We start from the raw sequence: 19,549 nt of genomic DNA, 5'->3' as shown, positions 1-19,549 counted from the left end.
CCTTCCGGGCCGTGCGGAGATTGGAGTCCGCTTCCGCGGTGACTTGCGAGAAGTCAACCGTGTCTGGGTCACTCTCCAAGAGAGTGCCGGCCAGTGCGCTCAATTCCTCGTATGTCTCGCTGACATGGTCGAACTCTCTTTCGAGTACTTTGGCTGCCGCGTCCACTTCGGTGCTCGCTAGTTCGAGAAGTTCTGACAAGCGTGCCCCCGCGACCCCACGCTGCCGCAACGTCTCAGCCGCGCCGAGAAACCGCTCGGCCATGTCTAGGGCAATATCCACTTTGGCAAGGTCATCCTTGACTGCCCTGTGTGGACAGCGATCGAGGCGAGCGAGTGACTGAATGGCCACACGCTCGGTGTTGTTGCCTGTAGAAAATGCGGTGATTGTGCAGGCTGGGTTCCCAGCGGGGCACTTCATCACAAGCTTCGGATGACTCGACGTCCACGCAGGCGTTGGCCAGCCGAGCGCACGGGCTCTATCAAGTACAGCCCGCCACGCCTTGTTGTCGTGGGTTGGCCAATCCCCTGCGGCCACTAACGGACTCCCCATCCCACGAACAAGCGAACAATCAGCCAAGCGTAGCCGTGCATGCCGATACAGCTATGAATTGGCGCGCCCTCGTTCGGTCGCACTCCAGCGCTGGGTCATTACGCGCTCAGATGGTCAGAGCGGACGCATTGGGTGACGAGGGCGGACCAACGGGGTGGAGTGCAGCCGCCTTCCGTGCGCGAGACAAATAGCCTAGGGCGCCACTCAGATGTGTTGGACGATTGCCTCGTAAAGGGTGAAGCGGTACCTACCTGCTGGCTCCCTACTCCCACGTTGTCTGATTCCACAATTCTTCGGTGAGGCGGCGAGCGTTGGGATCCCCGACGCTTTGGGCCTCGGTCCAGATAATCAGCGCGCGGTTAGTCGAGTTGTCAATGCGGAAGCATTTGACAGAGTGCATCGGAGTGTTCGGATCGCTGTCCTGATCCCAGACACACGTGGTCGGGCCATCCGAATCGGTGCGCTGGCCGGCCGCACCGGCCTCAGAGACCATGTGACCCACAACTGTGGCAGTGTTTCCGCCTGCGGCGGCAGTCGCGTCCATCCACACGGAAGCTGGATCTTGCCAGTAGCTGTAGGCATAGGCGGTCGCGCCAGCTTCGGAGGCAGTCAGCAAGTACGACTGGCGCGTCGGATTGTCCATTCGTGCGAAGTCGAAGACCGTCGCAGGGAAGATGATCTTCTCGTACGTGGGCTGATTGGTGGTTTCCGTGCCGGCGTTACCGGAGTTGGACTGGTTGAAGAAGTCGGGAAGATTGTTACCCGTCAGGAATGTAACGATTCCGAAGACGCCGGCAATCACCCCGATCGCAGCAACGACCCAAGGCCAGAATCGAGGAGGTCTGCCTTGAGTGCTCATCGACTCTCGCCTTCTTCATCTGGGCAACGCATGACGAGTGTAGGGGGACGCTCGTCACGGCGATGTCGAACCATGCCAACTGCCCGCTAAGTGCCGGTCCGTTCGTCTCGCTACGAATGTTCGTACAGACACCGCCGGGACCTATCCCTGCGCACGAATGCCGGTCCTTGTGCGGGCGGCAGAAGGCATTGGGTTGGCCGGCCCTCACGCCGTAGGGTCAACCGACGACCAAGACTGCCCACCTACCCGGCCCGGTGAGATGCGCGAATGGGGGCGCCAAACGCGCGCGGTCAGCCGTGCTGAGCGGGGTCGACCTTCTCGCCCGGCTAGAGACCCGGGGAGGCGCCATCCACGGCGTGGTTTACCTCGTGCGGAGCGCGCGAACGGTCGCGCGGGACAGCTTCAGGCTTCAGCGCCGCCTCAGCCGCACTCTCCTGAGCCCCAGCAACATCTCTGATGACCAAACGGAGCCGGTCGCGCTGACTGACCAACCGCTCGTGCCGCGTTGAGTCGACCGGCCGGCGCGCGTGGTGCAACGCGCGCTCGCTGCCGATCTGAGCCTCGAGCGCGACCAGGGTAGTGATTGCCGCCGGGAGCCAATCGCCGTCCCGATCCGCCCGAGCGGCATCGGAGCCTCGGACACGGACCGCCCCCTTTACTCCGCCGTCACGACGAGGTGCCGCCTGCACGCGAGCAGCCCTCCCAAGCTCACTGCGGGCAGCCCGCACCGAGTCGTCGATGCTCACCTCTTGGACGCCCCGCATCATGCTGTCCGCGATCTGCTCACGCGCGACATCCGAATTCCACGCGATCGCGATCGCCTCGTTGTGCACCCGCCCCCGCGTCATCCCGACATACAGCCCCGAGGCGTCCACGCCCGGACCGACGATTGAGGCATCCGTCGTCTCACCCTGGATCCCATGCACGGTCGCCGCGTACGCGAGATGCATGTACTCGGCGGCATACTCGAGCGACACCCGCCGCACGTCGCCGCTATCCCCCAGCGCGGTCAACTCGACATCCGACGATCCGATCCGCCTGATCGTCCACAACGCTCTGTTGTCGACGTCCGCCACCCGGTCGTTCCGCCGAGTCTGCACGACGTCGCCCTCCAGCAAGCGTTGCTCCCCCTGCCCGACAGCAAGCCGGTCGGCGCGTAGCTGCGCCAGCTCCACGCGCCGTTCCTGGATGGCCTCGTTGATCGCATCGGCTTCCTCGTTGGTGCTCGTGACCAACGCCACCCGTCGACACCCCACGGCCCAGCGAAACCAGGCCTCGACCATCACGTCGCGGGCTTGCGAGGCATCCGCCACTCGATGAATCGCACCACGAGCATCGAGCTCGGCAGCGACCGCAACGGCCTCGTCGCGCGAAGAAGGCTCCCGCATGCGAAGGGTCAGGGCAGCGTATTCGGGATCGCGGAAGCGATGCACCGCCGTCAGCTCGACGACCGCGGTGGCGCGGCGGGTCATGCACGCCATCGCACCGGCGTGGCCCACCGGCATCGCCTGCAGGTGATCGCCGACCATCGCGATGCCCGCACCCGTATCGCCGGCGACCGCCGCGAGTGCAGAAGCGGTCTGCAAGTCGACCATCCCGGCCTCATCGACGACGACCCGATCGCCGGGCCGGAGCGCAAACCGACGCGGCCCCGCGAACACCGCACCAGTACGCGGATCGATTTCGCCCACGCGCAGCCGCGCCCAGATCTCGGCGCCGGCCTCATCGCGACCCCAGCGCCATCCGTGGTCGGCGAGCAGCGCGTGAAGGCTCAGTGCGGTCGCGCCGATCTCGCGACCCGCGACCGAAGCAGCCTTCTTCGTCGGCGCGACCACCATCAACTGTCGTCCCTGCCGCTGCAGCGCCGCGCGCGCGACGCGCAGCATCGTCGTCTTGCCCGCACCCGCGGGCCCTGTCACCGACACGAGCCGGTCGGTGCCGGCGATCGCGGCCGCGGCATCCGCCTGGCCTGCGTCGAGCGTGAGGTCGGCATCCAGAATCTGATCCGCGATGTCGGTGATGTCTTCGCGACTGACCGCCTCCCCCGCGCTTGTCAGCGCATCGAACCGCGCGGCGAGCGCGACCTTCATACCCGCGGTCGTCGCGGCCATCAAGCCTTTGATGTGCTCCGGCCGCTCGCCTTCCGCCTCGAGCAGGTCGACGATCTGAGCGAGGCCGCGCTCCACAACGTCATCGATGAGTTCCTGCAGGTCGTCGCGGTGGGCGACGATTCCAGATGCCGCGACCGCACGCGTCGCCCCGGCCCGCAGGTCGTAGCGGCTGAACCTTCCGCCGCACGCGGTCGAGCGGGAGTCGGCATCCACGATCGCCCGCGCCGCGAGCAGATCTCGGTCGACGTCCTCGATTGCCACCGCCCGCGGACGCGTCGCCGGCCGCGTCCGCAGCAGATCGGGGTCGATCGCCCGCAGCTCGTCTCGGATGAGCTGCTCCCACTCGGACTCGTCCACCACACCGGGCTTGTTCGGCCGATTCTTCGCCCACGCCAGCCGATCGATGTGCTGCAGGATGTCGTGGTCGGGCTCCTGTCCCGGATGCTCCGACCGCCACTCGAGCAGCAACTTGGCGCGATTCGCCTCGATCTGGTTTGAGCGCCGCGAGAGCGGCCGCACGGCATCCGCGAGCTCGGTGATCTCGCCCGCGTCGTTGAGCGTGTAGCCGTTGCGGGCGAGCGCGTCGAGCCATGCCGGGTCGGTGCGAGCCGCGAGCTCCCCCTCGGCGTTGATGAGCGTGTGCAGCTTCATCGCGACGCGGGAGTCGACGTTCGACCACCTGCCGTCCTCGCCGAGCACCTTGACGTTCAGCCACAGATGCCGGTGGATGTGCGGATCGAGCGCCCGCGACCGCCTGTGCTGCAGTTCGACGACCTCGATACGTTTGAGTGCTTCCCGGACGCTGCCGCCCGCGCCGCGCCGAGCGTTCAGCTCGCGCTGCCAGGTCGTGATGATGCGCGTGCGCAGGCGGTCTTGCAAGGCTTCGTACTCGCTTGCGAGCTCTTCGTTGATCAGTGCGGCGATGCTGTAGGACTTCGGGGCATTGATGGTGCCGTCGAGGATGAGGTCAGCGTGCGGAGAGGTGAGTTCGCGGCCGCGCGGCTCGTCGGTGAGCGGGTCGTGGCCGTCGACCCAGCGGCGCAGTTCGTCCGCATCGAGGCCGTCGATCGTGATGGAGCCGGCCGCGACCGCGAACCGAGTGACGCGGGCAGCATCGCCGCCGCTGTAAGCGGCGAGCGCCTCGACGCCCGTGACGCTGCGAAGGTGCGAGTCGCAACTGCCCTTGAACGCGTACGCCAGCGCCTGCCGAACCCCCTGCGATTCGACACCCCGCTTCCAGCGTTCGAGGCCACCGCGCATGGGTTCAGGGTACGCCGAATGTGTCTAACTTACGAGTGCTTACACAGCAAGTGCCTGCGTGCATTGCTCTCTCGTTGCTTCGCGGGGGGGTCTTCGCTCTTCGCGGGGCCTTCGCGGGGGCTCTTGCGCGGGATTCCGTTCGCCGGCTTCATTAGTGGTGCGCTCATCGGGCCGTTTCGCGAGTGGGCCTACTGCAACTCATCACCGCAGCAATGTCGCGGAACTCGGTCGCAGCAATGACTGTCGCACCAGCGTCGCCCAGGGACCGGCTTGCGTTCGCTCAGGCGACCGACCTGGCGAGTGGGGTCGTTGGCAAGTGGCGAGACATGGAGAGTCCCGAAGCGGTGTTTTCCGCTGCACTACGCGGCGAAAACTGACCCGCAAATTAGGCAGTGGATCCGCTCGGCGGATTCATCGGGAACCTTCAGTGGCTCATTGGGGTGGCACGGCGGCTCGACGATCACCATGTCGTCCGGTTCGATCAGTGGCTCAGGCGTCTCGATGTCCAGACTGAACGAGGGGTTGGGTTTGTAGGTGATGCCCTTCAGGCCCTTGAGCATGTCTGCAATCGCGTCCTCGACAACCTGATCGATCGCTCCTCCGGCGCTGCCGTAGCCATACTCGAGCTGAGCAGGCGTCCACCACGAGTCGAGACCGGAGGGCGAGCCGCAGAGCGGGCAGAAGTACTGCGTCGCTAGCTCAGCGTTCGGGTCGCCTTCGTCGTGGCTAAACCACTTGAACTCGCGCTCACAGGTCGGGCATTCGCGCCGGAGGAAGCCGTCGCTGTCGAGGGGAAGGCTCACGGGAATTCGGATCTCTTCATCCATCGGTGGTTACCCGTTCATGTCGAGAAAAACGTCCTGGGTTTGCTGCTCGCCGCCATCGGTGCGGGCAGTGATGGTGACATCGAAAGCGTCGTCCATGCCCGCGCCGCCGAAGACCATCCGTGAGGTCATCACGTCAATGGTCACAGAGCGCCCACCACCGGGGATCTTGGGAATCACGGGTAGACCGGTGGAGCGCAGATCGATGCCCGCCTTCTCGGGCAGCGTGAGCGTGACGTCGTACGCGGTCTCCGTACCGCGGTTGATTACCTGGAGCTTGTCGATCCGGTTACCGCCCTTGTTGATGTATTTGAGGTCGAAGTCGATCGGCTTACGGGCCGGTGCTGCGCTTGGTAGGCGCCGCCCGAGCGCGAGGCCGTCGCCAGGCGGCGGCGGCGAGGTGAAGTCGCCCGTGGCGTGCCAGTCCGTTCCGGTCAGATCGACATCACAGCCCGCGGTCTTGAGTCTGTTTGCGAGCGCCTGGCGGCTTGCCGAGGAGTTGTTCAGTCGGATCGCGTGGCGACCGGCAATGTCGCTGAACGGGCGCACCTCGCCGACCTCGACCAGCACAGTGCGCTTCGCATCACGACCGAGCGCCATTCCGGCTTCGAAGAGCACGTTTGGCCGGGCCTGCGCTGCGGGCTGAGTCTCGACGTCGCCCTCAGTGTTGGCGTAGCGCGGCTGGAGGTAGGCGACTTCGTCCGGCGTCATGAGCACGACGATGGCCGTGGCGTGCTCGAATGCCGCGTCGAGTACCTGCCCGATGTACGGTGAACCCTCGCCCGTCAGTTCGACCGCAGTCGTCCACTCCATCGGGGACAGGTTGATGCTGCGGAGGAAGTCGAACATCGCCTTACGGAGCGCCTCATTGCGTCCATGCACGACGAAGACCGACCGCTTGTCACTCGGGCTGTTCAATTGAAACTCTCCTTGCGGGTGGCGACTGGGTCACGTGCGTCCGAGGACTCCGGCTAATGCTACGAGTCGCCTCCGACGTTCCGAGTCATGGGGCTCTCATTGCGCGGGCGACACCCCGGCCTTCGTACGTGCCAGCCGTCGTCGGCCGACTAGCTCGAGGCTTTCGCTACATTCGGTCTTATGGAGTCAGTGAGGTTACTGGATACGCGCGAAGGCGTCGCCTTGGAAAGAGCGGCCACCTCGTACCTCGACACTCTGCGCCCGACGGTCTTGAAGGTGATCCAACAGAGCGCGCGACTCCCACCACCCGACACCAGCAGCTGGCTGGGTCGAGTCGACGCCATGACGACGCCATTCGAGACGTCGCAGATTGCCCGCACCTTCGCGCTCGTAGCCGCTGACAACATCCGGCAGACGGAGCGTGTTCTCCGACGCGATCTTCCGCCGTTCGCGCTGTACTCAATGATTCGATCGGCCATCGAGGCGTCCTCGCTCGGGCTGTGGGTTCTGGACGCGAAGAGCGATCAACTTTCGGCAAGCCGCACCCTTCGCATCTACCGTCAGAACATTGCGTCCGACCGCACGATGTGGAACGAGTTTGTCGGACGGCCATCCGATGACCACAACACGCTTGCCCGAGAAGCCCATCGCGCACACGATCGCCTTCGTGGAATCTCGTCGACTGACTATGAGAAAGCCGTTCGCAGCTCATCGGTCATCGGAGTCGTCGACCAGGTGCACCCCGTAGCTGAGTCGCAACGCACATCCATCTCCGGACTCGAGGCGTGGAGGATTTGCAGCTCAATCGTGCATGCGAATTCCGTCTCGATGACCCACATCCTGGAGCGACACCCAGACGAAGAGGTCGGACAGCCTGCGACGCGAACCTCGCGGCTCAGCTTCGTCGCCAGCTTTCTCGCAACTGCTTGCGTGCGTGCTGAAGAACTGATTGATCTTTACCGCGAGCGCGCGAGACCACGACGAGCGCGCAAGAGCTCCGGAGTGCCGCATGACCAGCCGTCGAAGGAAACATTCACGAAAGATTGACACACAAGATTTAAGGGTCCAGGCTGAGCCTTGTGATTAATGAACTTCTCTCCGAGGACGAGGCTCGACCTCACCTCGAACCACACCTCGACCCTATTCGCGAGTGCATCGAAGGCGGTTGGGCTGAGTGGCACCGCAATGTTCATGCGGCGCCATCTCTCGCGCTGGGACGAAAGACCTCACGCGCCAACATCGTTTACGACCACATCAGTGCGCGACTTGAGTCGTACTTCGACGATCTCGGGATTCCGACGTCGAAGTCGCGCGGCTTCCTGACGGTCTCGCTCGCCGATGGCACCATCGAGGTTCGGATCAAGAAGTTCAGCAATCCCCATCGCCTGACGACATCCGGCATTCCGACGTTCCAGAGGCGCGCGATGCTGCATCAGCAGGTGGCCCTCCAGGGGCTCACCGTAACCCACATCACTGTCGGCTACTACCCGGACGATCTCGGGCTCGAGCTGGACGTGGTGGCGGTGGCGTGCAGCTTTGGACGGGAGTTGCTCTGGTCGATCGACCTCCGTGCTGACGGCACAACGATCGCCTCGCCGGCTCAGCTCCTGATGACCGCTTCACCTGACGAAKGGCCAACGGTTCGCAGCACCATCAAGTCCACCAGCACCGAGGAAGGCAAGACGGAGGCACAGTGATGAACCCGCAGATGCTCCAACTTCTGCGTGAGTCACGGGCCATGTCCAGCTCACAGCTCGCGAAGGCGATTGGTGTTTCGCCGGCAACGATGTCGAAGATCGAACACGGGTTCGCACCGGTCGACGAAGACAGGCTCAGTCGCATCGCCGAAACCCTCGACTACCCGACGGGTGTCTTCGCGTGGTCCGACGAGGTGTATGGATTCGGAAGCTCGGTCTTCTACCACCGAAAGCAGCAGTCGTTACCTCAGACGACGCTCAGAAGCATTCAGGCTCAGGTAAATCTCACGCGAATGCGACTGGAGCGGCTTTCGAGGTCCATCGAGATCGACGCCCGATTCGACGTTCCTGTCCTCGACACAGCTGAGATCGGCGGTCCGGCCGCGGCGGCTCGCGCAGTCCGGGCGATGTGGTCAGTTCCGATGGGGCCGATTCGGAACCTCGCCGCAATTTTGGAGCGCGCCGGGATCGTGATCATCCCCGCTGACCTTCAGTCTCAAAAGATCTCTGCAATTAGCATTCCCCCGCTTGACGGCGCGCCTCATCTGATGTTTGTCAATAGCAAACAGCCAGCGGACCGCGAGCGATTCACACTTGCTCACGAGTTGGCACATCTGGTACTGCATGGCGAGGCAATCGCCCCCGAAACTGCGGAGTTTGAGGCTGATGAGTTCGCCGCTGAGTTTTTGATGCCCTCCGCAGAGATCAGAACGCAGCTCAAAGGAATATCGCTGCAGCGTGCCGCGCAACTAAAGATGGTTTGGAGAGTGTCGATGGCAGCTCTGATTCGACGCGCCCGTGACCTTGGGGTGATTGATGATGCGCGGTATCGAAGCCTCAACGTCCAGATATCGCAGCGCGGCTGGCGATTGACAGAGCCCGCGCCGATCGAGCGAGACGTGCCGTCGGTTATGCGCAACATCGTCAGAGTCCACTTGGATGAGCACGAATTCAGCCTCGAGCAGTTGGCGCAGGTCGTCGGCCTTGATGTGCGGGAGTTCGCGAGTCGCTTCGATATTGCCCTCGACGTCCACCGACGTCAGCACCTCCGAGCGCTGTGAGGGCGGCTTGGCGAACGCACTTGGACCCCTGCTGCGCTCCAGTCGGCTTGATCGCGTGCCCCGCCGACGCCGACCGCCCGCTGAGGACACCGGTAGCGTCCAGACCGGCACCAAGAGCGCGGTGGCGATGACATGACCACAGGACGCATGCCGCTGTCCGAAATGGAGCAGTACCTCGCGAAGGCCGCTGATCTGCTGCGAGGCAGCATCGACCAAGCCGACTTCAAGGCGTACATCTTCCCGCTGATGTTCTTCAAGCGGATCAGTGATGTCTACCTCGAGGAGTTCGAGCAAGCGCTCGAGGAGTCCGGCGGTGATCATGACTTCGCGGCGTTCGCGGAGAACCACCGCTTCGCGATCTCCGACGGAAACCTCTGGGCCGACGTGCGCGCCAAGACCGAGAACATCGGCACCGCGCTGCAGACCGCGTTCCGCGACATCGAGAAGGCCAACCCTGAGACGCTCTACGGCATCTTCGGCAACGCAAACTGGACCAACAAGGACAAGTTGCCAGACCGCAAGCTCGCCGACCTGATCGAGCACTTTTCCACCACGACCTTGTCGAATGCCAACGTCGCACCGGACGTGTTCGGCAACGCCTACGAGTACCTCATCAAGCGGTTCGCTGACCAATCCAACAAGAAGGCCGGCGAGTACTACACGCCGCGCTCCGTGGTCGGTCTCCTGGTGAACATCCTCGACCCGCAAGAAGGCGAGAGCGTCTACGATCCTGCATGCGGCACGGGCGGCATGCTGATCGAGGTCATTGAGCACGTGAGGACTGGCGGGGGCAGCCCCAAGACCTTGTGGGGCAAGCTGTACGGTCAGGAGAAGGTCCTCGCCACTTCCGCGATCGCCCGCATGAACCTGCTGCTCCACGGCGTCGAGGACTTCAAGATCGTTCGCGAGGACACACTGCGCAACCCGGCGTTCTACACGGGCAACCGCCTCGCGCAGTTCGACTGTGTCGTCGCCAATCCGCCCTTCTCGCTGAAGAACTGGGGCGACGTTGAGTGGGCATCCGACAAGTGGGGCCGCAACCAACTGGGCGGGGTGCCGCCGAAGGGGTATGCCGACTGGGCCTGGGTCCAACACATGCTCACCTCCGCGAACCCCACAACCGGCCGCGTTGCCGTCGTCCTCCCGCAAGGGGCATTGTTCCGCCAAGGCGCGGAGGCGCGCATCCGTACCCACTTCCTAAACGCAGACAAGATCGAAGCCATCATCGGACTTGCCCCGAACCTGTTCTACGGCACCGGTCTCGCTGCATGTGTGGTCATCCTGCGCCAGCAGAAGCTGGCCGAACGCGAACGCAAGGTGCTGTTCATCAACGGCGAAGACCTTATGAAGAGGGGACGCAACCAGAACACCCTCGAGCCCGAACACACAAAGGCGCTGTTCGACGCGTGCAGCGGGTTCGCCGACATCGACGGGCGCGCACGCGTTGTCCATCTCGCCGAGATCGAACGCAACGATTTCAACCTCAACATCCCGCTGTATGTCACGCCGGCCGACACGAGCGAGAAGACCACCCTCGCTGACGCCCTCGCGAACCTCGAAGCTGCGCATGCCGCGGCGCTGGAGAGCAGGGCCGCGCTCGAGGCCGAGCTCGAAGAGTGGGGTCTGAGCGCATGAGCGGCCGAATCACCCAGCGCGAGTTGGAGACCTACCTGTGGGGTGCGGCCGTCGTGCTTCGAGGCCTCATCGACGCAGGCGACTACAAGCAGTACATCTTCCCGCTCGTCTTCCTGAAGCGGATCTCGGATGTGTATGACGAAGAGCACGCGGAGGCGCTCGAGACTTACGAGGATGAGGAGCTCGCGGACTTCCCAGAAAACCATCGCTTCGTGATCCCCAACGGATGCCAATGGAGTGACGTTCGTTCGGTGACCGAGAACATCGGAGCCACACTGCTGAAAGCGATGCGGGCAATCGAGTCTGCCAACCCGGAAACGCTCCCTGGCGTCTTCGGCGACGGAGACTGGGGCAATAAGAATCTCCTGCCCGACTCCACCCTCGCCGACTTGATCGAGCACCTCTCCACCAGGACTCTCTCGATCGCGAACCTTCCCGAGGACGAACTCGGCAACGGGTATGAATTCCTGATCAAGAAGTTCGCCGACGACTCCGGTCACACGGCCCAGGAGTTTTACACCAACCGCACCCTCGTCCACCTGATGACTCTGTTGCTCGAACCGCACCCTGGCGAGTCCATCTACGACCCCACGTGTGGCACCGGCGGGATGCTCATTTCCACTGCCGCCGAGCTGAAGYGTCATGGCAGGGAGTGGCGCAACCTCAAGCTGTATGGGCAGGAGCTCAACTACGGAACCGCGGCCATCGCCCGCATGAACCTGTTCCTGCACGGAATTGCCGATGGACAGATCGCCCATGGCGACACGCTTGCCCGTCCCGCGTTCCTCGACGGCAAGGGAGGGTTACGGACCTTCGACGTCGTCCTCGCGAACCCGCCGTACTCTATCAAGGCTTGGAATCGGGATGCGTTCGCCAGGGACCCATATGGCCGCAACATATGGGGCGTGCCGCCGCAAGGGCGCGCCGACTACGCGTTCTTCCAACACATTGCCAAGAGTCTGGACCAGTCGACCGGACGCGCCGCGATCCTGTTCCCGCACGGCGTACTCTTCCGCAAGGACGAGGCATCGTTGCGCGAGGCGCTCGTGACGTCGGATCTGGTGGAGTGCGTGATCGGGATGGGCGAGGGCCTCTTCTACAACTCTCCGATGCCCGCGACCATCGTCATCATGCGAACTCGGAAGTCGGCGGACCGCAAAGGCAAGGTGCTGTTCATCAATGCCGTCAACGACGTTGCGCGGCAACAGGCGAGGTCATTCCTTCGCGAGTCAGATCAAACGAAGATCCTCGACGTTTACCGGAATTTCAAAGACGTCGACCATTTTGCGGCCGCAGCCACGCTCGACCAGATTGCAAGCAAGGGGTACAGCCTCGCGATCCCGCTGTATGTCGCCGGCGCCAAGGCCGCCGGCACCGGTACACAGATGGATCTGGATCACGCACTGACCGGTTGGCGCGAAGCCGTCGTAGCTTCCGAGGATGCCATCGCGGACGTCCTCGACCTGTTGCGGACGGAAGTGACCGCATGAGTCTGGATCTTGACAAGTCGGCCTGGACAAGATTCGCACTCGGGGACGTCGCGACGGCATCCAGAGAGAAGGTCGACCCGGCCGATGGCAGCGTCGAGCGTTTCGTGGCCGGCGAACACATGGACACCGACGACCTCAAGATTCATCGCTGGGGGGATGTCGGCGAGGTTGACCTGGGCCCGGCATTCCACCGCCGGTTCCGGCCGGGACAAGTGTTGTACGGATCTCGCAGGACCTATCTGCGGAAGGTCGCCGTTGCAAACTTCGCCGGTGTCTGCGCAAATACGACCTTCGTCGTCGAGACGAGGGACGAGAACGTCCTACTCCAGGAGTTCCTACCCTTCATCATGAGTTCGGAGCCATTCCATGCGTTCGCGATCGCCGAGTCGAAGGGATCTGTGAATCCTTACGTCAACTGGTCCGACATCGAACGGTTCGAGTTCGACCTTCCGCCGCTCGAAGAACAGGAGCGAATCACAGGCCTTCTCTGGGCCATCGAACACCACCGGCGTGTCACGCAAGACTTGAGGGGCGCGGCGCAAAGGATGTTTCGCCAGATGCTCCGCGACTACTGTGTGCCTGACATTCAGGACGGCTTAACCGTGGGGGACGTTGTCGACGTGCTGGACAGCAAACGGGTTCCCCTCAGCGCCACAGAGCGTTCCGGCCGCAAGGGTTTGGTGCCGTATTACGGCGCGGGTGGACAGATCGATTCTGTGGACGACCACCTGTTTGATGAACCCCTTATCCTTCTATGCGAGGACGGTTTCGGACTGGCTGGGTGGGACGAGCGACCCATCGCGTACCGGATAGACGGTCCCGCGTGGGTCAACAACCACGCCCATGTACTTCGTGCCAAATCGGTGAGTACCGACTGGCTACTATTCACGCTGATGCACTACGACCTAACCCCCTACCTCTCGACAACCGTCAAGCCCAAATTGACCCTGGGCACGGCCCGGGGATTAAAGGTCAGAGTCACTCCGCATGAGGCTCAGTTCGTCGCGAACATCCGATCCTCACGAGGTGCAATAGAGGCTGCTGCAGCCGAGACGGCAAGGCTATCTTCATTGAGCCAAGCCCTCCTTGATGACTTGTTTGGCGATGGCCGATGACCCAGTTCAATGAGGCCAACTCGGTGCGGGAMTACATCCGCGATGTCGTGACGACGATCGATGTGCAGTTTGTTCCGGGCAGCGAAGTCGTGCGCCGCACCGACGAGATTCTGCTTGAAGGCCTCGTCAAAGCCGCGCTGGTCCGTCTGAACCCCGAGATTGAGGCTGACCCTCTCAAGGCCGACGAGGTCATCCACGTCCTACGTGCAATCCTGATTTCCGCTCGAAACAGCCCCCACCCAGTGGTAGCGAACGAGGAGTTCATGGCTTGGCTGACTGGGCAGAAGTCGATGCCGTTCGGTGCCAACGGGGAGCACACCACCGTCCGCCTGATCGACTTCGACCACCCGGACGATGACTCGTCTAACCAGTGGATGATCTCCACCGAGGTGAGCTTCCAGATCGGGCGGCTCGGCAAGCGATTCGACCTGGTGCTGTGGTGTAACGGCTTTCCACTCGTGGTTGGTGAGGCGAAGACGCCGATCCGGGCGGCATATACGTGGATCGACGGTGCCGCTCAGGTCCACGACGACTACGAGGCCAGCGTGCCCCAGTTCTTCGTGCCCAACGTCTTCTCTTTCGCGACCGAGGGCAAAGACTTCCGCTACGGCACGGTCGGCATGCCGGTCGAGCTCTGGGGTCCGTGGCGCGAGGAAGAGACCGACCCCGACGCTCCCGCAAAGATCGGGCTTKAAGTGGTCAAGGATGCGGTCAGCGGTGCGCTTAAGCCGGCGGCAGTGTTGGACTTCCTGCGGTTCTTCACGGTGTACGCGACCGACTCGAAGCACCGCAAGATCAAGATGATCGCACGGTTCCAGCAGTTCCAGGCGACCAACCTCGTTGTGCAGCGTGTGCTGCACGGCAAGGTCAAGCAGGGCCTCATCTGGCACTTCCAGGGTTCGGGCAAATCGCTGCTGATGGTGTTCACGGCGTTGAAGTTACGTGCGATCGCAGAGCTGACGAATCCGACGATCCTGATCGTGGTCGACCGCATCGACCTCGACACCCAGATCACCGGCACCTTCAACGCATCCGACGTCCCCGGTCTCGTCTCGACCGACTCCCGCAAAGAACTGCAAACGCTGCTGAGCCAGGGTGCGCGCAAGATCATCATCACGACGATCCAGAAATTCGGTGAGGCATCCGGTGTACTCAACGACCGACACAACATCATMGCCATGGTCGACGAAGCGCACCGCTCACAGGAGGGTGACTATGGGCAGAAGATGCGCGAAGCGCTGCCCAATGCATTCCTGTTCGGACTGACCGGTACGCCCATCAACAAGCGCGATCGCAACACGTTCATGTGGTTCGGCTCACCGGAGGATGAGGGCGGATACCTGTCGAGGTATACCTTCCAGGACTCCATCCGCGACGGCGCCACCCTGCCACTGCACTTCGAGCCGCGCCTGTCAGAGATCCACCTCGACCACGAGAAGATCGACGCGGCCTTCGAGGAACTCGCCACTGAAAGGAATCTGACGGAGGGCGAGAAGATCACGCTGTCGAAGAAGGCAGCATCCATCGAGGTGCTGATCAAGGCCCCCGATCGTATCCGCCAGATCGCCGCCGACGTAGTCGAGCACTTCACAGCCAAAGTCGAGCCGGAGGGCTATAAGGCGCAGCTGGTCGCCTACGACAAGGCATCCTGCGTGGCCTATAAGGAAGCGCTCGACACGATGCTGCAGCCGGAGGCATCCACCATCGTGATGTCCAAGGCTCGCACCGACCCCACGTCGTGGGCGAAGTGGACCCCCGGCGCCGACGAACTCGAACAGGTAGTCTCGCGCTTCAACGACCCAGCGGATCCGCTCAAGATCATCATCGTCACAGCCAAACTCCTGACCGGGTTCGATGCACCGATCTTGCAGACGCAGTACCTCGACAAGCCGCTCAAAGAGCACACCCTCCTTCAGGCGATCACGCGCACCAACCGCGTCTACCCCCCGCACAAGACTCACGGGCTGATCGTCGACTACCTCGGCATCTTCGACGATGTCGCGAAGTCCCTCGCCTTCGATGAGACTGCCGTCCAACAGGTCATATCGAATATCGAGGAACTGAAGCAGGAGTTGACGCCGGCGATGGCCGCGGCTCTCTCCTTCTTCCCTGGGGTGGACCGTTCGGTCGGGGGGTATGAAGGTCTGATTCAGGCGCAGGCGGCGATCGCGGATGAGGGCGTGAAGGATGCGTTCGGTTTGGCGTACAGCGTGGTCTCACAGCTGTGGGAGGCGCTGAGCCCGGACCCGATGCTCGGACCGTTCCGTGACGACTACAAGTGGCTCACCGATGTCTACGAGTCCGTGCGGCCGGCCGATATCACCGGCCGGCTCGTGTGGCATGCGCTCGGTGCGAAGACGATCGAGCTGATCAACGAGAGCATCCAGGTCGAAATCCCGCAGGGCGCGGAGACGATCGTGCTCGACGCGCAGACGATCGAGGACCTCATGACCGGCAAGCGCACTGACGTGCCGACAGAGCAGATCGAGAAGCAGATCACTGCCCGCATTGCACGCCACCTCAACAATCCCGTGTTCATTGAGCTCGGTCAGCGTCTCAATGCGCTGCGCGAGAAATACGCCGACATCCAGCAGTCCAGCCTCGACTTCCTCCGCGAACTGCTGGACCTGGCCAAGGACACCGTCGCGGCCGAGAAGGCTGAGAACGAGATCCCTCGCGAGGAGAAGGGCAGAACAGCTCTCACGGAGCTCTTCGAGGCGCTCAAGGGCGATGCAACGCCGATCATCGTGTCCAACGTCGTCAACCGCATCGACGAAGTCGTTCGGGCTGTCCGCTTCGACGGTTGGCAGTCCACCATCGCCGGCGACCAGGAGGTACGCAAGGCGCTGCGGCAGACGCTGTACGTGCAGTTCAAGATCCGAGACAACGACGTCTACGAAAAGGCACTTGGCTACATTCGGGAGTATTACTGATTGTCTTGCGTTCCCGCTGGCCGTCGCCCGACCGCCCCGGGCTGCGGCTGTTCGATGCTTTTGCACCTTCCTGCAGGAAGCCGTTGTTACCGAAAGCCCGTGCCCGCTGAGCGATAGGATCTGGAACGCGCATAGGCGGTCAGTTGGGGCGATGAGATCATCATCATGCGACGCCACTGAAGCCAGCACCGTGCCGCAGCATCTGAGCCTTGCTCTTCGACGCCCGCGACGAACGACGTTGGATGCGGCTCAGATCGGCGATTGTGAAGCGCATGAGGCTGCTTGACAACCGCCGACGCCCGATGACAACGTGCGAGCGAGAGAAAGGTGCCCGCTGATGGTCGCGAACTTCCTTCGAAAACTCGCGGACGCGATCACAAACTCGGACAGCGAGGGCGGCGACAAGGGTCGACCCGGTGCCGACGTCAACCCCTACTACGCCAGGTCTGGGACCTTTTGGCACTGGCGGTGTGAGTGCGGGGGCCACTCACGTGGCGGCGATCAGTTCAAGGCAGACGCCGATCAGAATGCTTATCTGCATCAGTGGCGGAAGGGAGTGGGTCATCCCATGCCCGAGGTTTACTCGACCGATTCCGCCTAACCGGCACGTCAGTCAGCTGCCAAGCGATCGCAATCCAGATTGCAGTTCTGGATGTGCGGCGTCAAGGGCGGGGACACAGTGCGATCCGAGGGATCGGCTTCGGTGTCGCTCTAGACGTAAGCAATGTGCCCGCAGCCCGCCGCGCGCGGATTGCTCAGCGATCGTCAGTGACTCGATCGGTCGAGGCAATCCGACCGCAGACTAAGAGCAGAGGGAGCTCAATCACCCCTGCACGCTAGGTGTGATCCCGAGGCCCCGAAAAGTGTCGTATGCGGCCCGGAAACTGGCCGACACGTCGCGGCCATTCGCCCGCGCTCGACCCATCGGAAGCCGTGGGCCCTGCGCGTGTGGGCTAACAAGCGAACGTAGCTCGTGAACGTCGTACTCGCGCGCCCAGTCGAGTTCATTCGAGTCGCGATCGAATCTGATGCAAAGCGCGAGATCGAAGTCGAGACTGTGGAACTGGAAGATGCGGTCGTCGCCCTTTGGCAACGTGCGGGTCTTTACTTGAACGAGGCGCCCCTGCGCATCAGTCAGGTCATACGCTTTGGTTCCGGGAGGCGGCAGCGTGCCGCCGTAAACAGCAAGCGCTAATCCTTCCCCGACCTCACCCTGAATCGCACCGGAGGTGCGCGCCACGCCACGTCGATTGAACTCGCGCTGAATGCGGGTATGCAGATCGAACAGTTCCGAGAGCTCCAGTGCTTCGAGGTCGAGATCAGTCACCATCTCAAGCTACTGGTCGCGAGCGTCCTGGCGTTGGGCGGAGCAAGGCGATCTCCGCGGCTATTCGAGCGGCCCGCTGAGGGATCCCTTGCGAGCTCCAGGCAGGTAGCGAACCGGTCAGCTGTAGGGACGACCTTTCGGGCCGCGAATGACAGACCGCCGGGATACGCTCCTGATGTGAGCGACATGCTTGACGGCGCGCAGCCCCGGTGCCMGAACGACGGCATCGTGATGCGCGACATTCCCGGGGGCTGGAATTGCCCGGCTTGCGGACACGTCTACACACCCACGATTGTGCAACAGCAGCAGCAACCAGTGCATTTCGATGGACCGAGCATCCACGGTGGCTAATCGTCACTGTTGCGATTGTGCCCGTAGCCTGGCGCCGCGCGGGTCTTCCAGCGACACCGCACTCCTTCGTTGACCCGGTCAGCGGCTCGATAGAATTCGGCTGGAGGCAGAATGGGGCACGAATCTTCGGCGTGGCGCGCAGGTGATGCAGCTGCGTACGAAGCTGCGCGGGACGCCGCGAACACCCTGACAGCGCTTCTCTTTGCCGTGTCCGACGCTGACGCTCTCGAGCCAGCACTGGCGATCATCGAAGCCCAACGCATTCAACTCGACCTGCTCAGCATCAATGCATTCGATCGCGCAGACGTCGATGCTCTCCTCGAGCGGTTGAACGAGCGCGTCGCCGAACTCTCAGGACTTCTGCGGTGACCAGCGGGACACTCAGCGACGAGGAGCTTCAGAGGCTCTTTGACGAGAAGATCGCCCCGGTGGTTTTCGCCGATCCCCCTTCGGCCGGCTCACCGGTCATGGTGCTCCTCGTCGGTCAGCCCGGCGCTGCGCCGCTCCGCGCTGCGAGCGAGTTGGTGCGTCAAACGCCTAACGGGATGGCGAGGGTCTCCGCGGCTGAACTTCGCGCATTCCATCCGCAGTTTCTTGAGCTCTCGCGCTCGCGCTCTCCGGAGGCTCCGCGCCTACTTGCCACATCGGCTGCAACCTGGATGCAAGGCGCTCTCCGGCACGCGCGCACGACACGGCGATCTCTATTGCTCGACGGAGCACGCAGCGCGGTGGAGACCAGCCTCACCGCCATCCGTCTGTTCTCGAACAGCGGGTTCACCACCCGGGTCGTCATGGTCGCCACACCGAGGCCCGAGAGCCTGCTGTCGACAGCATCCAAGTTCCTTCTCGACGCGAAGGCCGGACGGTCGACGCCCTTCACGGGCGTTGCAGAGCACGACACGAGGTTCGCGGAGACGCGTGAGCTAATCGCCGCACTTGAGGCAAAGCCGAGCGTTGATCGCGTCACCGTCCTGGACCGTGAAGGTCTCTTGCGATTCGATGCTGTTCGCACCGATGAAACGAGCTTCGTCGGGGCCGGACGCGTACTCGAACTAGAGCAGTCTGCGCCGATGTCTGCCTCGAAGGCGATGCGGTGGCTCTCAGAGCTGCGAGCGATGACGGACTACACCTTGTCACTGCGCTCGATCGCAGAGCCGTTGGCAGAGGTGCTGATCGAGTTGCATGAGCTCGCATTGCGGGAGGTTCTTCCCGAGCTCGGGCTCCCGCAGGACTCGGTCGCGCGGCCGACCGTCGAGGCGAACGTTGTCCGCCAACTGGTTGCGATAAGGGAGGCAACTTCGGTTTCGCGTCCGCCCAGCCCCGCACCGGCGCCCACGCCGGTCATTCCGGCGCCGCAACCTGACCGCGGTATCTCGATTTGAGCCACGATCCCCAGCCAAGAAAGCTGCTGAGCAGCG

Annotated in this window: 15 protein-coding genes; 9 read left to right on the top strand and 6 right to left on the bottom strand. The window is 63.0% G+C overall.

Going from position 1 to position 19,549, the window contains the following annotated elements; genetic code table 11:
* The 5 genes from AC1DVT_RS01625 to AC1DVT_RS01605 form a co-directional block, all read right to left on the bottom strand.
* On the bottom strand, positions 1-349 hold a 349-nt coding region (locus AC1DVT_RS01625; protein WP_477385955.1), incomplete at its 3' end, for a hypothetical protein.
* 463 nt (positions 350-812) lie between these two features.
* A complete protein-coding gene (locus AC1DVT_RS01620) occupies positions 813-1,409 on the bottom strand; it encodes a hypothetical protein (RefSeq protein WP_477385953.1) in 597 nt (198 codons plus the stop codon).
* A 326-nt stretch (positions 1,410-1,735) separates the two neighbouring features.
* On the bottom strand, positions 1,736-4,780 hold the full coding sequence (locus AC1DVT_RS01615; protein ID WP_477385951.1) for an AAA family ATPase: 3,045 nt from the start codon (positions 4,778-4,780) through the stop codon (positions 1,736-1,738).
* A 359-nt stretch (positions 4,781-5,139) separates the two neighbouring features.
* Complete coding sequence (locus AC1DVT_RS01610) at positions 5,140-5,607, bottom strand: hypothetical protein (protein ID WP_477385949.1); 468 nt, start codon at positions 5,605-5,607, stop codon at positions 5,140-5,142.
* A gap of 6 nt (positions 5,608-5,613) precedes the next feature.
* Positions 5,614-6,522 carry a TIR domain-containing protein gene (locus AC1DVT_RS01605; protein WP_477385947.1) on the bottom strand — a complete coding sequence of 303 codons (909 nt, stop codon included), beginning with the start codon at positions 6,520-6,522 and terminating at the stop codon, positions 5,614-5,616.
* A gap of 342 nt (positions 6,523-6,864) precedes the next feature.
* Here AC1DVT_RS01605 and AC1DVT_RS01600 point away from each other — a divergent pair, with 342 nt between their 5' ends.
* The 7 genes from AC1DVT_RS01600 to AC1DVT_RS01570 all read left to right on the top strand — a co-directional run bounded on the left by AC1DVT_RS01600 (position 6,865) and on the right by AC1DVT_RS01570 (position 16,453).
* Entirely contained in the window at positions 6,865-7,569 is a 705-nt protein-coding gene (locus AC1DVT_RS01600; protein ID WP_477385945.1) for a hypothetical protein, read from the top strand.
* A 32-nt stretch (positions 7,570-7,601) separates the two neighbouring features.
* Positions 7,602-8,219 carry a hypothetical protein gene (locus AC1DVT_RS01595; protein WP_477385943.1) on the top strand — a complete coding sequence of 206 codons (618 nt, stop codon included), beginning with the start codon at positions 7,602-7,604 and terminating at the stop codon, positions 8,217-8,219.
* Complete coding sequence (locus AC1DVT_RS01590) at positions 8,219-9,280, top strand: XRE family transcriptional regulator (RefSeq protein WP_477385959.1); 1,062 nt, start codon at positions 8,219-8,221, stop codon at positions 9,278-9,280. Before AC1DVT_RS01595 ends, AC1DVT_RS01590 begins: the two co-directional genes overlap by 1 nt.
* Positions 9,281-9,442: 162 nt before the next feature.
* The gene (locus tag AC1DVT_RS01585) at positions 9,443-10,915 is read left to right on the top strand and encodes a type I restriction-modification system subunit M (RefSeq protein ID WP_477385941.1); all 1,473 of its coding nucleotides are present in this window, start codon (positions 9,443-9,445) and stop codon (positions 10,913-10,915) included.
* Positions 10,912-12,405, top strand: coding sequence for a type I restriction-modification system subunit M (locus AC1DVT_RS01580; protein ID WP_477385939.1), 1,494 nt, complete (start codon positions 10,912-10,914; stop codon positions 12,403-12,405). The genes AC1DVT_RS01585 and AC1DVT_RS01580 overlap by 4 nt, the downstream gene beginning before the upstream one ends.
* Positions 12,402-13,520 carry a restriction endonuclease subunit S gene (locus tag AC1DVT_RS01575; protein ID WP_477385937.1) on the top strand — a complete coding sequence of 373 codons (1,119 nt, stop codon included), beginning with the start codon at positions 12,402-12,404 and terminating at the stop codon, positions 13,518-13,520. The genes AC1DVT_RS01580 and AC1DVT_RS01575 overlap by 4 nt, the downstream gene beginning before the upstream one ends.
* Positions 13,517-16,453: a type I restriction endonuclease subunit R gene (locus AC1DVT_RS01570; protein WP_477385935.1), complete on the top strand. Its 2,937-nt coding sequence runs from the start codon at positions 13,517-13,519 to the stop codon at positions 16,451-16,453. The genes AC1DVT_RS01575 and AC1DVT_RS01570 overlap by 4 nt, the downstream gene beginning before the upstream one ends.
* 823 nt (positions 16,454-17,276) lie before the next feature.
* Here the strand turns inward: AC1DVT_RS01570 and AC1DVT_RS01565 are convergent.
* On the bottom strand, positions 17,277-17,780 hold the full coding sequence (locus tag AC1DVT_RS01565) for a DUF6998 domain-containing protein (protein WP_477385933.1): 504 nt from the start codon (positions 17,778-17,780) through the stop codon (positions 17,277-17,279).
* A 462-nt stretch (positions 17,781-18,242) separates the two neighbouring features.
* On the opposite strand from AC1DVT_RS01565, the gene AC1DVT_RS01560 reads away from it, so the two are divergent.
* A complete protein-coding gene (locus AC1DVT_RS01560; RefSeq protein ID WP_457100677.1) occupies positions 18,243-18,500 on the top strand; it encodes a hypothetical protein in 258 nt (85 codons plus the stop codon).
* Positions 18,497-19,513 (top strand): zeta toxin family protein, encoded by a 1,017-nt coding sequence (locus AC1DVT_RS01555; protein ID WP_477385931.1) that lies wholly within the window; start codon positions 18,497-18,499, stop codon positions 19,511-19,513. The genes AC1DVT_RS01560 and AC1DVT_RS01555 overlap by 4 nt, the downstream gene beginning before the upstream one ends.
* Positions 19,514-19,549 lie beyond the last annotated feature (36 nt).

Source organism: Microbacterium sp. P2_F9, from assembly GCF_056403635.1.
This window is presented reverse-complemented; position numbering and strand designations above follow the sequence as displayed.